At 62.2% G+C, this 13,781-nt stretch carries 12 protein-coding genes and 1 pseudogene; 7 read left to right on the top strand and 6 right to left on the bottom strand.

Annotation, left to right across the window (positions count from 1 at the left end):
• Nucleotides 1-90: 90 nt before the first annotated feature.
• From FQ705_RS13080 to FQ705_RS13065, 4 genes are all read right to left on the bottom strand, one after another.
• The gene (locus FQ705_RS13080; protein ID WP_144141402.1) at nucleotides 91-2,886 is read right to left on the bottom strand and encodes an ATP-dependent Clp protease ATP-binding subunit; all 2,796 of its coding nucleotides are present in this window, start codon (nucleotides 2,884-2,886) and stop codon (nucleotides 91-93) included.
• A 405-nt stretch (nucleotides 2,887-3,291) separates the two neighbouring features.
• A complete protein-coding gene (locus tag FQ705_RS13075) occupies nucleotides 3,292-3,672 on the bottom strand; it encodes a TraR/DksA family transcriptional regulator (RefSeq protein ID WP_144141400.1) in 381 nt (126 codons plus the stop codon).
• A 48-nt stretch (nucleotides 3,673-3,720) separates the two neighbouring features.
• On the bottom strand, nucleotides 3,721-3,918 hold the full coding sequence (locus FQ705_RS13070; RefSeq protein ID WP_144141398.1) for a hypothetical protein: 198 nt from the start codon (nucleotides 3,916-3,918) through the stop codon (nucleotides 3,721-3,723).
• Nucleotides 3,919-4,009: 91 nt separating this feature from the next.
• Nucleotides 4,010-4,258: a hypothetical protein gene (locus FQ705_RS13065; RefSeq protein WP_144141396.1), complete on the bottom strand. Its 249-nt coding sequence runs from the start codon at nucleotides 4,256-4,258 to the stop codon at nucleotides 4,010-4,012.
• Nucleotides 4,259-4,355: 97 nt separating this feature from the next.
• Here FQ705_RS13065 and FQ705_RS13060 point away from each other — a divergent pair, with 97 nt between their 5' ends.
• The gene (locus FQ705_RS13060) at nucleotides 4,356-4,748 is read left to right on the top strand and encodes a DUF6566 family protein (protein WP_260854470.1); all 393 of its coding nucleotides are present in this window, start codon (nucleotides 4,356-4,358) and stop codon (nucleotides 4,746-4,748) included.
• 57 nt (nucleotides 4,749-4,805) lie between these two features.
• On the opposite strand, the gene FQ705_RS13055 is transcribed toward FQ705_RS13060, so the two are convergent.
• Nucleotides 4,806-5,162 carry a host attachment protein gene (locus tag FQ705_RS13055; RefSeq protein ID WP_144141394.1) on the bottom strand — a complete coding sequence of 119 codons (357 nt, stop codon included), beginning with the start codon at nucleotides 5,160-5,162 and terminating at the stop codon, nucleotides 4,806-4,808.
• A 196-nt stretch (nucleotides 5,163-5,358) separates the two neighbouring features.
• A pseudogene (locus FQ705_RS13050) lies at nucleotides 5,359-6,130 on the bottom strand (MHYT domain-containing protein); the annotation flags it as partial.
• Nucleotides 6,131-6,498: 368 nt separating this feature from the next.
• Between FQ705_RS13050 and FQ705_RS13045 the strand changes: the two are divergent.
• The 6 genes from FQ705_RS13045 to dapA all read left to right on the top strand — a co-directional run bounded on the left by FQ705_RS13045 (nucleotide 6,499) and on the right by dapA (nucleotide 13,750).
• Complete coding sequence (locus FQ705_RS13045; RefSeq protein WP_144141390.1) at nucleotides 6,499-6,819, top strand: pyrimidine/purine nucleoside phosphorylase; 321 nt, start codon at nucleotides 6,499-6,501, stop codon at nucleotides 6,817-6,819.
• Between the two features lie 411 nt (nucleotides 6,820-7,230).
• Nucleotides 7,231-8,667 (top strand): FAD-binding oxidoreductase, encoded by a 1,437-nt coding sequence (locus FQ705_RS13040; RefSeq protein ID WP_144141388.1) that lies wholly within the window; start codon nucleotides 7,231-7,233, stop codon nucleotides 8,665-8,667.
• 112 nt (nucleotides 8,668-8,779) lie between these two features.
• Complete coding sequence (locus FQ705_RS13035) at nucleotides 8,780-9,877, top strand: ABC transporter substrate-binding protein (RefSeq protein WP_144141386.1); 1,098 nt, start codon at nucleotides 8,780-8,782, stop codon at nucleotides 9,875-9,877.
• A 32-nt stretch (nucleotides 9,878-9,909) separates the two neighbouring features.
• Nucleotides 9,910-11,007, top strand: a complete 1,098-nt coding sequence (locus tag FQ705_RS13030) for an ABC transporter ATP-binding protein (RefSeq protein WP_144141384.1) — start codon at nucleotides 9,910-9,912, stop codon at nucleotides 11,005-11,007.
• A 132-nt stretch (nucleotides 11,008-11,139) separates the two neighbouring features.
• Nucleotides 11,140-12,822: an ABC transporter permease subunit gene (locus FQ705_RS13025; RefSeq protein WP_260854513.1), complete on the top strand. Its 1,683-nt coding sequence runs from the start codon at nucleotides 11,140-11,142 to the stop codon at nucleotides 12,820-12,822.
• Nucleotides 12,823-12,844: 22 nt separating this feature from the next.
• On the top strand, nucleotides 12,845-13,750 hold the full coding sequence (gene dapA / locus FQ705_RS13020; protein WP_144141380.1) for a 4-hydroxy-tetrahydrodipicolinate synthase: 906 nt from the start codon (nucleotides 12,845-12,847) through the stop codon (nucleotides 13,748-13,750).
• The last annotated feature ends 31 nt before the right edge of the window (nucleotides 13,751-13,781 follow it).

Below are 13,781 nucleotides of genomic sequence, written 5' to 3'. Positions count from 1 at the left end.
ACTTGCATGTGTCGCGTCGCGTGGTCATGAAAGCTCCGTGAACCGTCCCGGCAGGCCGGGAACGGCTCGATCGAGGGATGACGCCAGCCGTTAGTGACCGGCGCCCGCCGTCGTGGATTCGGCGCTGCTCGGTTCATCGGGCGATTTTTTCTTCGAGCGGCCACCGCTGCGCTTAGGCTTGGGCGCCGGTGTATCGCTCTTTGTGAACTTGACGGTGTCGCTGTCCTTATCGTAACTCACCTCGACACTATCACCGGATTTCAAATCGTTGTTGAGAATCTCTTTGGCAAGGCGTGTCTCCAACTCCTGACGGATCTGCCGTTTCAATTCCCGTGCGCCGAACTCCGGACGAAAGCCCGCTTCGGCAAGATGGTCGATCACCGACTCGTCCATCCTGAGCGTGATGTCCTGCGCGGCGGCGGTACGTATGACACGTTCGAGCTGAATCCGCACGATGGCATGAATATTTTCGCGCGAAAGCCCGTGGAAGACGATGATCTCGTCGATCCGGTTCAGGAACTCCGGACGGAAGTGGCCTTTGAGCACGCCCATCAATTCCTCGCGTACGGCCTTCTCCGGGAGACGGTCTTTCTCGTCCTTCTCGAGGTTGTCCATGATGATCGACGCGCCGAGATTACTCGTCGCGATGATGATCGTATTGCTGAAATCCACCACCCGGCCTTTGCCGTCGGTCAGGCGCCCGTCGTCGAATACCTGAAGCAGCACGTTGCTCACGTCCGGATGCGCCTTTTCGATCTCGTCGAGCAGGATCACGCTATACGGGCGGCGGCGCACGCGCTCGGTCAGCTGACCGCCTTCGTCGTAACCGACATAGCCCGGCGGCGCACCGATCAGGCGGGCCACCGCGTGCCGCTCCATATATTCGGACATGTCGATGCGGATGACCGCCTGCTCGTCGCCGAATACCGTTTCGGCCAGCGCCTTGGCGAGTTCGGTCTTGCCCACGCCGGTGGGTCCGAGGAACAGGAAGGTCGCGATCGGCCGGTTCGCCTGGCCGAGTCCGGCACGCGACAGCCGCACGGCGTCGCTGACGGCCAGCACCGCATCGTCCTGACCGACCACGCGCTCGCGCAGCTTGTTCTCCATGTCCAGCAGTTTCTGGCGCTCTTCCTGGGTCAATTCCGTGACCGGCACGCCGGTCAAACGCGAGACCACTTCGGCAACCGAAGCCACGGTGACTTCGAGCGTCTCCGAACCGGTCTTGCGTTGCCAGGCCTCGGTGAGTTCGTCGAGTTTCGTCTGCTTTTCGCCGATGCGTTCCTCGAACTTCTTCGCTTCGTCGAAACGCTTGCGCGACGACGCGTAATCCTGCTCACGCTTGAGCTGGGCGATTTCGGCTTCGAGTTCCTGCATGTCGGGCGGACGTGAGGTTGCACCGATGCGCACGCGCGCGGCGGCCTGGTCGATCAGATCGATGGCCTTGTCGGGCAGAAAGCGTTGCGTGATGTAACGGTCCGACAGTTCGGCGGCGGCCACGAAGGCGTCGTCGGCGAACGTCACCTGATGATGCGCTTCGAGCTTGTCGCGCAGACCGCGCAGGATGACGATGGTCTGCTCGACCGTGGGCTCGGGCACCAGCACCGGCTGGAAGCGCCGTTCGAGCGCGGCATCCTTTTCGATGTACTTCTGGTATTCGTTGAGCGTCGTCGCGCCGATCAGGCTGAGTTCGCCGCGGGCCAGCGCGGGCTTGAGCACGTTCGCAATGTCGAGACCGCCTTCGCCGCCGCCTTGCCCCGCGCCCACGATGGTGTGCAACTCGTCGATGAACAGCACCAGCTCGTCTTTCTTCGCGGTCACTTCGTCGATCAGCTGCTTGGCGCGCTCCTCGAACTCGCCGCGATATTTCGCGCCGGCCACCATCGAGTTGATATTGACCTCGACGAGGCGTTTGCCGCGCAGGTCTTCCGGCACGTCGTCGTTGACGATGCGCTGCGCGAGGCCTTCGACGATCGCGGTCTTGCCGACACCCGGCTCACCGATCAACACCGGATTGTTCTTTCTGCGCCGGGCCAGCACCTCGATCGTGTTTTCGATTTCCTGCGCGCGCCCCAGCACGGGGTCGAGCTCGCCCTTGCGCGCGAGCGCGGTGAGGTCGCGCCCGAACTTGTCGAGCGTCGGCGTACCGGTCGGTGCATTGACGCGCCCGTCCTCGGCGCCCTTGCCCACGACTTTCACCACTTTTTGCCGCAGTGCTTCCGGCGTCACGCCGTACTTCTTCAGCAAGCTGCCCGCGATACTGTCCGGCACCGCTGCCAGACCAATCAGCAGATGTTCCGGGCCGACATACGAATGCCCCAGATCGCGCGACGCCTGAAACGCGTACTGAAACGCTTTTTTCAGGCGCGGCGAGACGGTCATCTTGTCCATCGGCGCATCGGACGAGGCCGTGCCCTTCTGCGCGTGCTGATCGATGTAGCTCTTGATATCCTGCGGCGAGAGCTTCAATTCCTTCAGCAAGGCCGCACATACATCGGTGTCCGCGAGCACGTACAGCAAATGCTCGGTGTCGAGTTCGGTGCGCTGCAACTCGTGGGCTTTCTCCGCGGCGCGCTGCAGCAGCTCCATCGTCTGCTCGCTGAATGCGTCGGTGGCGTCGACGGATTCGCGCGGCACTTCGGCGGCGTAGCCCTCGTCCTCCTCGTCTTCGTCGTCACCCTGCTGGCCGGCGCCGCCCATGCCGCCGAAAAAGCGCGACAAGCCGCTACCGCCGAGTAGCGAATCGAACGGATTGACCATGCCCTGGTGCCGCATTAATTGCCGATAGTCGTAATCGCAAATCGATAAAGTTTTCCGCTCGCCATTCTGTACGACGGCTACTCGGGCGACAGCGGGACGGGAATGGCAGATTTCGCAGAGGGCGGGCATCGTGGAGTCACCTTTACGGTTGAAGCATCCGGCTTGACTAAAGGTTGTAGGACGCGTTGATGAGATTCGTGGATACGCGAAGCACACGCTGAGGTCGGTGCGATTCGTTCGGTTGAATAGTCGGTCCTGACGCGGACCCTTCGAGTGCCTGTCCGTTTCCGACAAGCGATGTCCGAAATAACGGAGCGACGCGAACGCCCTGGCCAAACATGTTTGGCACACCGAACTCCGTCACCGCCTTAGAATTCTATGAGTGGATCACGAGCAAGGGAACATTGCTTTTTTCGATGACCCGCAGAGGCGCACTTGCCCGACGCTATCGCTGCGCAAACGCGCGTAGCTGAAACCTCTTTCGACTCGCGGCCCTGAACACGCAACTCACTCGACGGGCCGCGTGCCAACCCGCTAATTGCCCGCTTCCCGGCGGCTCTGCTCCGCCACCGTGTATATCGCTTCGGGCATGACCTCGAGGCGCGCTTTGGGTATCGGCTCGTCGCTTTCGTCGGAGAGACCGTAGGTGCCTTCGTCGATCTTTTGCAAGGCTCGCAGGATATTGCCGATGCGTTGGTCGTTCACGTCGTTCAGCGACTGGTCGACGTCGTCCTGCGCCATGGTCTGTGCATCGTCTTCGTACTCCCTGGCCTCGTCGCCGTGCTCCTCGCCGGCCGTACGCTGGTCGGCAATCGTGCCCTCCTCGCCGCCCACCAGTTGCTGACGCAGCGTCTCGAGACGCTTACGCTGTTGCGCGATGAACTCCGCGCTCAAGTCACTTTGCTGCTCCGCCATGGTTTGCTCCCTTACCTTATTTCGCTCTACGCGCCGTAGAGCCTGGCCTTACCCACCCAGCTCCTGAAATACGTGGCCATTGGCCTCGAGCCCCTTCAGCAACTCCGCGTTCAACTCGCTTTGCCAGACGTGGCCGTCGAATTGCCAGTCGGCTTTGTCGGCGAGATCGGGCAGGCCCGCTCCGTTGCGTACGTAGAGTCCAAGTGTCGGCTTCTTCAGGTTGAGATAGAAATCGAATTCCTGCATATTCCGCACCTCATATGAGTTCAGAGTCCGGTGACCAGAATAAACAGGATAGTCCACTGCGGCACGCTATTCATGCGGCGATGGGGAAACCTCAACTGTCGTCGACGTTGTCGGCGTAATGGTCGACGGCAACCTTGCACTCGTCCACCACCACCTGCAGAAAGTCGGGCTCGTTGCGCTCCACCCAGCGCTCCAGATGCAGAAAACGCTCTGTGCCCAGATCGGCGATACGCTCGGCATCCGCGGTCGTGACATCGACCGAGACCCAGCCCCGGCTTTCACCCAGCGTCGAAATCGTGGCGGCAAACTGAAAACGTCGATACGAGAATGCTGGAGCCATCACACCTCCTCACCAGAAAATGAAATTGCAGCGACACGGTTTCGTCATACGAGTCGCCCGGTAATGTTCAGATTAACCGCGATCCCACCAACGCGAGTTGCTGGCGAACTACAACCCCGCAAATTGCGGCATGATGGCGCTTGAATCGACACGTCTATTACAGGAGCGAACGATGCCGACACGCACTGTTTCTTACGGCGAGATTGAGATTGTCGTGAACACCGAGACCAACAAACTCGGCGCCTGGCTCGCCAGCGTGAGTCTGAAAAACGCTGCGGGCACCGTGGTCGATGTGCGCCCGATGACCATTCAGCCCGAATGGCTCACGGAAGACGAAGCGATCCGGGACGCAGTCGAATGGGCGCAGCGTTTCATCGATCGTGAGTTCAACTCGCCGCAGACCCACTCCTGGGTCGCCGAACGCTCGCGCGCGGAAGAGTGGTTCCGCGCCGCCGAAGAAAAAACGCGCGGTCCGGAAATTAGTGGCTAGGCGCCGGGCTTGCAGGCTTGCAAGACACTTGCAGGTCTCGCGGCATGCCATTGACGTTCACTGGCGCCGCAGATGCGCTTCGATCTCCTGCACGCTGCGGCCGGTCAGATCTTCGCTGACCTGTTCGAATATCAAACGACGCGTGTCCTCGCTCAGGTTCAAACGCACCATGCCGAGGAATTTCGCTTCGACGGCAAGCCGCAGCCGACTGTATTGCTGGTGCAGTCGCCCTTTCTCGATGTAGTCGGACACGCGCTTCGCGAACTTCTCGCGATCCTTTTCGGTGAGCGTCGTACCGGTGTACTCGTCGTTGACGAGTTCTTCGATCTGCTGCAAATCCAGCGTGAGTCCAGGCATCTGGAAAAAACGCGCACGACCTCCGTCCGCCACGACGAGCCAGGTATTGTCGACCATCTTGCACCTCCAGACAGGGATTCTTTCAGCGTGTATGGCAAGGCTTCCGCCAACAGCCGCTGGCAGGAACACTCATCTCAAGATAGCAGTTCAAGGCGACTACGCCCAAGGTGAATCGATCGATTCACCTTGTTCGTGCAGCGCATGTAAATGGCAGCCCGACTCGATATGCAGACGCTCAACGCGCCGAACCCTGGATACGATCGATCTGATCGTCGAGCCGCGCGATCGACTTCGAGAGAAACGCGGCGCGTGCATCGAGGCGGGACAACAACAAGGTCACGATAAGAATCGCGAACGCGAACGGGATCACGGCGGCGGCCAGCCATGACGGCCTGACTCCGTTGGCCGCGCCGCAGATCGAACCCGGCAGGAAATTGGCCGCGGCCATGCCCGTGTAGTGCATGCCCGCAATCGCGACACCCATCACACAAGCTGCGCCGATGCGCTTACGCATCAAATGGATCGTCTCCGCGCCACGCAAGGTGCGCGCGACCCAGAGCGCCGCAGTCGATGCCGCGATCGCAATCAGAATCGACGCGGCGAAAATGCCGGGCTCATAGTGAATCGCGGGGTGCATCAATAGCGCCGCCATGCCCATGTAATGCATGCCGGCAATGCCCACGCCCATCAGTACGCCGCCTGCCAGCAAACCGGCGAGCCTGAGCCTCACGCGCGTGACCACGTACAACGCAAACCACGCTACGACAACGGCGATCAGCAGCGAATAACCGGTCACGGCAAAATCATAGCCAAGCGGGATATTCAATGAAAACGACAGCATGCCGATGAAATGCATCGACCAGATTCCGAAGCCCATTGCCAACGCACCGCCGAGCAGCCAGATATGACGAGCGCGAGCGTAGGCCAGCAGGAAAATCCGGTCGGCAAGATCGAGTGCGGTATAGGAGGCAAGTCGCGACGATCAGGGAGAACGCGACTAGCCCCAGGTTGTAATTGCTTTGCATAGGTCGGCGGCTTTTAAAAGCTCGATTAGTCGTTCGTGATATTGCTCAGGAACCTTCTCTCAGAAAGGCCCGGCCCGGCACAACGCACCGGCCCGTGCAGTTGCGCATTCATTTCGCATCTTCAACACCGCCAGACTGCACTTAAAATTCCGCTTGTTTTGCCGATCGTGGAGGCGGCGCGAATCACGATAAAACAGTCTTGATTTCGAGGCAAGATGGGGAAAACTCATTGCACTGCGCGATGCGGGCATCGACACAGTATGATGGCGGTCTTTCGCGCACCGACGCCCCGCGCGGGCAACCCTAAACCGCCCGCGCGCCTCGGAACGCCCACGTATTTCTTCACGATGACCCGGAGTCATTCCGCTATGACGACAGCAACGCAATTCGATCAGGTTTCCGTTATCAAACGAGCCAACGTCTATTTCGACGGCAAATGTGTCTCGCACACCGTTCTATTCGCCGACGGCACGCGCAAGACCTTGGGCGTGATCCTGCCGGGCGCGCTCAACTTCGGCACCGACGCGCCGGAACTCATGGAAGTGCAAGCCGGCCAATGCCGCATTCGCCTCGACGGTAGCGAAGAGTGGAAAACCTACAACGCGGGCGAATCGTTTTCGGTGCCCGGCAAGAGCCGTTTCGATATCGACGTGGTCGAAACGCTCGACTACGTCTGCAGCTACCTGTAACGGTAGAGACTCACCGGAGCGTCGGGCCATTGCACGGCGCTGCCGGCATGCCGGCGCTCCCTCTTTCGGCTTCTCGCCACTTGTCGCGGTTCGCCTGGCTGCATGGTCGGTCATCCGCGATATTCAACGTGCCCACCTCGCGCTCAAGCGCATTCTCAGTCGCGCCCGTCCTTCAGGATCGCCGACCTTCGTCGACCCAAACAGCTGACGAAACTCGAGCCGTTGCCAACTCGTAAGCCTGGGAAGCCCGCCTGACGGGCCTCTGCGCTGATCGCTTCAGTAAATACACCCATTTCAATCGCAATGCGATTAATTGCATTTCAATGCGATTTTTTTGCTCCTATGCTTTTCCCAGACACTGCTGATTCGCGCTCAATCGAGCCGCAGCCGCTGCCTGATCGAGGAACGGAAATGAACGATGTCGCGTCACTCCTGGCCGCACTGACCACTGCCCTCGGCGCCGATGCCGTCCTGACGGAGCCGTCCGATCTGGAGGGCTTCACGGAAGACTGGCGCGGCCGCTATAAAGGACCCGCCGCCTGTGTGGTGCTGCCCGCGAATACGGCGCAGGTGGCCGCCGTCGTGCGGTTGTGCGCGCAGTATCGAGTGCCGGTGCTGCCGCAGGGTGGCAACACGAGCCTGTGCGCCGGTGCGGTGCCGCCGGGTCAGGGCGTGCCACCGGTCATCGTCAACCTGACGCGCATGCGGCGCATTCGTCATATCGACGCCGCCAACGGCTCGATGGAAGTCGAGGCGGGTTGCGTGCTGAAGACCGTGCAGGACGCCGCTGCAGGGCACCAGCGTCTGTATGCGGTGAGTCTCGGCGCGGAAGGCTCGTGTCAGATCGGCGGCAATCTGTCCACCAACGCGGGCGGCACCGGTGTGCTGCGTTACGGCAACACGCGCGACAACGTGCTCGGCCTCGAAGCGGTACTCGCCGACGGCACGGTCTGGAACGGTCTGCGCGCGCTGCGCAAGGACAACACCGGGCTCGATCTGAAGCATCTTTTCATCGGCACGGAAGGCACGCTCGGCATCATCACCGCAGCCACCCTGAAGCTGCATCCGCTGCCCACGCATCACGCGCTTGCGTGGTTCACGCCAGCCGATCCTGCTGCCGCATTGCGCGTACTCGGACTGTTCCAGGCCGCCTGTGGATCGCGGCTCAACGCGTTCGAAATGATCAACCGCCGTCAACTCGATCTCGTGATCGAGCATGTGCCCGAGCGTCGCAATCCATTCGGTGAATCGCACCAATCGCACGAATGGCACGTGCTGGTCGAACTGGCCGACACGCAAGGCGGCGACGAAATGGCCGAGCTGCTGCAGCAGACACTCGAACAGACCGCCGAAGCCGGACTCGTGCTCGACGCCGTGGTCGCGAGCAACGACACGCAGCGCGCCGCGCTCTGGGAGATTCGCCACAGCGTCTCGGAAGCGAACAAGAAGGGCGGTGTGGGCCTGACCACGGATTGCGCGGTGCCCGTGTCCGCCGTGCCGGCGTTCATCGAACGGGCCACCGGCGCGGTACGAGCGCTCGTGCCGGATCTCGACGTACTCGTCGTCGCGCATCTGGGCGACGGTAACGCGCACTTCATCCCCTTCTTCACCTTCGAGGCCTGGCGCGAACTCGCCGATCCCGTCGCGATGGCCGCCGCGATGCGCCGCTGCGTCAACGACGTCGCCTACGAATTGCGCGGCACGTTCAGCGCGGAACACGGCGTCGGCCAAACCGGCCTCAGCGAAATGGCGTACTACAAGTCCGCGGTCGAGTTGAATCTGATGCGCGCCGTGAAACAGGCGCTCGATCCGCACAACCTGCTCAACCCGGGCCGCTTATTGCCCTGACCGTGCCTCGTCGACGAACCGCGCACGAACACCGCGCCACCCATTCCAATCCGGCCGCCCCCGCGGCCTCACCTCTCGCACTACAGGCCTTCCCTCTTCCTCTGGAGCCGACATGAAAAAGCAGCCCGCACGCGATCAGATTCAACAGCCCGGCCGTCGCACGGCCATCAAGACGGCGCTCGTCGGCGCGGCGGGACTCGCTTTCCCGTTCGTTTGGACGCCATCGCGTGCGGCCAACAAGCGGATCGTGATCCGCGACGACGGCGGCATCTATACGAAAGCCTACGGCGCGGTGTTCTATAAACCGTTCTTCGAGAAGACCGGCATCGAGGTGATCGGCGTGCAGGCCAATGCGGAACCGACCGCGCAGATCAAAAGCATGGTGGAGACCGGCAGCTACACGTGGGACATGGCGAAGATCAGCCAGCCGGCCATTTTGCTGTTGACGGGCGGCGGCAAGGAATATCTCGAGAAACACGGTCTCGAAGCCGATCCGATGGTCGCGAAAATTCCGCAGCAATACATGTCGCCGTACGGCGTGGGCACGAATGTGTACACCACCGTGCTCGCCTATCGCACCGACGCGTTCAAGGGACGCAAGGCGCCGAATTCGTGGGCGGATATGTGGAACGTGAAAGACTTTCCGGGCCGGCGCGGTCTGCGCAAATATCCGTTCGACACGCTGGAAGAAGCACTGATGGCCGACGGCGTGCCGACTTCGCAGGTCTACCCGTGCAACTTCGATCGCGGCTTCGCGAGCCTCGACAAGATCTCGAAACACGTCGACGTATGGTGGAACACCGGCGCGCAAGTCGAACAGATGCTCGGCTCGGGCGAAGTCGACATGATCAGCACCTGGGTGTCGCGCGCACAGTCGGCCATCGCGAACGGGGCGCCCGTGGCGATCGTCTGGAATCAGAACATCTGGGGTTGCGACAACTGGTCGATCCTGAAAGGGACGCCGAACGCGAACGCGTGCCGCGAGTTCATCAAGTTCGCCTCCGATCCGAAGCGCCAGGCCTCGCTGGTCGATTACTTTCCGGCCGGCGTCACGCAGCCCGAAGCGTTCAGTTTCATCAAGCAGGACATCGCCAAAAACTGCCCCACGTTCCCGGCGAATATGAAAAACGGCCTGCATATCGACGCGCGGTACTGGCAGGAACAGCAAAGCGTGGCACTCGAACGCTTCAACCGCTGGATCCTGACCTGACCTTCGTTTTCATTTTCAAGGATGCCGATTCCATGTCCGCCTCGAACCTTCAAATCACGGGCCTCAGCAAACGCTATGGCGATTTCGTCGCGCTGGCGCCGACCGATCTCGACGTCGCCAAAGGCGAGTTTCTGACCCTGCTCGGTCCGAGCGGCTCGGGCAAGACGACGCTGCTCAGCCTGATCGCCGGCCTTGCGCAACCCGATGCGGGCCAGATTCATATCAACGGCGTCGACGTCACGTGGGGCGCGCCGTATGAACGCGACATCGGCATGGTGTTTCAGAACTACGCGCTGTTTCCGCATATGACGGTGGCGCAGAACATCGCGTTTCCGCTGCAGATGCGCAAGACCGACGCGAAGGCTGCGCGCGACAAGGTGAGGCAGGCGCTGGAGATGGTGCATCTTCCGCATGTCGCGGACCGCTACCCACGCGAGTTGTCCGGCGGACAGCAGCAACGGATCGCGCTGGCGCGCTGCATGGTCTACCGGCCGTCGATCATTCTCATGGACGAGCCGCTCGGCGCACTCGACAAGAAGCTGCGCGATCACATGCAACTCGAGATCAAGCGGATTCACCGCGACCTCGGCACGACCATCGTCTACGTCACGCACGATCAGGAAGAAGCAATGACGATGTCCGATCGCATCTGCCTGATGAACGCCGGCTCGATCGCGCAACTCGGCACGCCGGCCGATCTGTATTTCCGGCCGAAGAGCGTGTTCGTGGCGGACTTTCTCGGCGAATCGAACCTGCTCGACGCGGTGGTCACCGGCCGCGCCGGCGATCAGGTGCAGATCAGCCTGCAAGGTGTCGAACAGGGTCGCGCGATGGTGTACGACCCGGTGATCGCCGACGGCAAACCGGTCAAGCTGATGCTGCGTCCGCAGAATCTGAAGGTTCACGAAGACGCGGGCAGCGGCGCCGACGGCGGCGGCACCTTGTCGGCGAAACTCACCGACATCATGGTCACCGGCAGCATGACGCGGCTCTATCTGCAACCGCCGGCGGCCGATGCCGCCCCGCTCGTCGCCGCGTTTCCCACCAACCGGCTCGGCAGCCAGTACGAAGTCGGACAGACGCTCGGGCTGTCGTGGCTCGCCGCCGACGCCGTCGCGATCGCGGGATAAGCCATGAATCATTCCGCTCTCACCGCGCAGCCGCCTCATCCTGCCAGCGCGTCGCCGGCACGACGCGCGCCCTGGCGCGCGTGGCTGCAACCCGGCGCGAAAGCCGCGCCGATCGTCGTGCTGCTGCTCGTGATGCTGGTCTATCCGGTCGGCCAGCTTCTGCTGCTGAGCGTGCACAACGGCAACGGCTTCACGCTGATCGAATACAAGCGGCTGTTCGCCTCCTCCGTGTATGTCGACGTACTGCTCATCACGTTGAAGGTCTCGCTGTGGACCACCTTCTTCTCCGTGCTGACCGGCTATCCGATCGCCTATCTGATCTCGTCGCTCACGCGCGAACGCAAGAACCGCTTGCTGTTCTGGGTGCTGCTGTCGTTCTGGACGAGCTTCCTCGTGCGCACGTTTGCATGGGTCGTGCTGCTCGGCCGCAACGGCGTAATCAACAAGCTGCTGATGAGCCTCGGCATCATCGATCAACCGTTGAGCCTGCTCTACCACTTCTCCAGCGTGATCGTCGGCATGGTGCATGCATTGATGCCGCTCGCCGTGCTGACCATGCTGTCGGTGATGGAGAACATCGACCGCCGCTTGCCGAGCGCCGCGGCGACACTCGGCGCGCGTCCCGGCACCGTGTTCTGGAAGGTGTATTTCCCGCTCTCGCTGCCCGGCGTCGCGGCCGGCGCATTGATGGTGTTCGTCACCGCGATCGGCTTTTTCATCACGCCGACGTTGCTCGGCGGACGCCATCAAACGATGATCACGCAACTGATCATCGACCAGGTGATGCAAGCGCTGAACTGGGGTTTCGCCGGGGCGATCTCGGTGCTGCTGCTGGCGGTGGTGCTGATCGTGTTCCTCGTCTACGACCGCATGGTGGGACTCTCCACCATGGCGGGCGGCAGCTCGACCGCACGCCAACCCGGCCGCGGCGGCCAGTGGCGCCGTCAACTCGGCGACGCCGTGCTGACCCTGCTCGGCAACGCAACCGACGCACTCATCGGCGTGCTGCCGCGTCGTCGCAAGCGTGCCGCCGGCAACGGCGAAAGCCTCACGCTGCGCGTGGTCGTGATCCTGCTGCTGGTGTTCCTGAGCGCGCCCGCGTTCCTGATGATTCCACTCTCCTTCGACGCCGGCTCCGGCCTCGCCTGGCCGCCGCACGGCTTCTCGCTGCAGTGGTATCGGCAGATCGTCGACTCGCCGCTGTGGATGCAGGCCATCACGCGCTCGATGCTGGTCGGCGTCGGCACCGGCATTCTGTCGATGCTGATCGGCACGCCCGCCGCCTTCCTGCTGGTGCGCGGCGGCATGCGCGGCAAGGCCGCCATGCTGGCCTTCGTGCTCGCGCCGATCGTCGTGCCGCGCATGATCATCGCCGTGGGCGTGTTCTATTTCTTCGCGAAGATCGGGCTGGTGGGTTCGTCGCTGGGACTCGTGCTCGCGCATACCATGGTGGCCGTGCCCTACGTCGTGATCACGATGATGGCCGTGCTGCGCAACTACGACACGCGTCTGGACCAGGCGGCGCACAGCATGGGCGCGCGGCCGTGGGCCACTTTGCGCCGCGTGACGTTCCCGATTCTCGGCGCGGGGCTGATGTCTTCGTTCCTGTTCGCCTTCGCCACCTCGTTCGACGAACTCACCATCGCCCTCTTCACCTCGGGCGGCGTGAGCACCACTTTACCCAAGCAGTTCTGGGACGAAATCACCATGCAGATTTCACCGGTGATCGCCGCCGTCTCGACCTGCCTGTTCGCTTTCATCGCGGTGCTGATCTGGGTGGCCGACCGCTTGCGCCGCCGCAGCCTCGCTTCCTGACTTTATTCATCGAGACTCTTTCATGCTTTCAGCACAACAACTGCGCGGCGTTCTGCCGGCCATCCCGACTCCCGTCAATGCCGACGACAGCATCAACGTCGACGCGGCGCGCACGCTGATTCGCTACCTGCTCAAGCAGGGCGTGGACGGCTTCGTGCCGCTCGGCGGCACCGGTGAATATGGCGCGCTCGCGCGCGCTCAGCGCATCCGTATGGCGGAGCTTACCGTCAGCGAAACCGCCGGCAAGGTGCCGGTGATTCCGGGCGTGCTCGATCCCGGATATCACGACGCGCTTCAGGCCGGCAAGGAATTCGCCGCCGTCGGCGCCGACGGCTTGCTGGTCCTGACGCCCTATTACACGAATCCGACTCAAGGCGGCATCCGTGATTACTTCATGCGTTACGCCGACGAATCGCCGTTGCCGATCCTCATCTATGAGATTCCGTACCGCACGCGTATCGCGATTGCCCCGGAGGTGCTGCACGAACTGTCGAAACACGAACGGATCATCGGCATGAAGGCTTGCAACACCGACATGTGGCACTTTCTGCGCACGGTGGCCGGCGTCGATTCGTCGTTCTCGGTGCTGAGTGGCGAAGACACGCTGTTTCCGCTACACGTCGCGGCGGGCGCGCGCGGTGGCATCGTCGTGACTGCGAGCTTGCTGCCGACCGCGTGGCGCACCATCCACCAGCTCGCGAGCGACGGCAAGACGCAAGAAGCCTTGACGCTGCACCGCTCGCTGATCCCGCTGATGAACATGGCGTTCGCCGAAACCAATCCGGGGCCGATGAAATCGGTGATGGATCTGATCGGCGTGCATGCGCCGGCGATGCTCGCACCGCTGGCGGAGGCCGCGCCGGAGCTGTCGGCGAATCTGCGCGTCGAACTCGAGAAGCAACTGGACCGCTTCGAGCGAAATCGCTGAGTCGCGTTGGTGCCCTGCCTGACGCTCTGGT

This window comes from Paraburkholderia sp. BCC1884 (assembly GCF_900996225.1).
In the GTDB taxonomy this organism is placed as follows: domain Bacteria; phylum Pseudomonadota; class Gammaproteobacteria; order Burkholderiales; family Burkholderiaceae; genus Paraburkholderia.
The sequence above is the reverse complement of the archived record's forward strand: the minus strand, read 5'-3'. Positions and strand labels throughout refer to the sequence as shown.

Coding starts and splice junctions, on each gene's coding strand:
- FQ705_RS13045 (WP_144141390.1), top strand. CDS start 6,499: ATGACGACAGCAACGCAATTCGATCAGGTTTCCGTTATCAAACGAGCC.
- FQ705_RS13040 (WP_144141388.1), top strand. CDS start 7,231: ATGAACGATGTCGCGTCACTCCTGGCCGCACTGACCACTGCCCTCGGC.
- FQ705_RS13025 (WP_260854513.1), top strand. CDS start 11,140: ATGCTGGTCTATCCGGTCGGCCAGCTTCTGCTGCTGAGCGTGCACAAC.
- FQ705_RS13075 (WP_144141400.1), bottom strand. CDS start 3,672: ATGGCGGAGCAGCAAAGTGACTTGAGCGCGGAGTTCATCGCGCAACAG.
- dapA (WP_144141380.1), top strand. CDS start 12,845: ATGCTTTCAGCACAACAACTGCGCGGCGTTCTGCCGGCCATCCCGACT.
- FQ705_RS13035 (WP_144141386.1), top strand. CDS start 8,780: ATGAAAAAGCAGCCCGCACGCGATCAGATTCAACAGCCCGGCCGTCGC.
- FQ705_RS13065 (WP_144141396.1), bottom strand. CDS start 4,258: ATGGCTCCAGCATTCTCGTATCGACGTTTTCAGTTTGCCGCCACGATT.
- FQ705_RS13055 (WP_144141394.1), bottom strand. CDS start 5,162: ATGGTCGACAATACCTGGCTCGTCGTGGCGGACGGAGGTCGTGCGCGT.
- FQ705_RS13030 (WP_144141384.1), top strand. CDS start 9,910: ATGTCCGCCTCGAACCTTCAAATCACGGGCCTCAGCAAACGCTATGGC.
- FQ705_RS13070 (WP_144141398.1), bottom strand. CDS start 3,918: ATGCAGGAATTCGATTTCTATCTCAACCTGAAGAAGCCGACACTTGGA.
- FQ705_RS13080 (WP_144141402.1), bottom strand. CDS start 2,886: ATGCCCGCCCTCTGCGAAATCTGCCATTCCCGTCCCGCTGTCGCCCGA.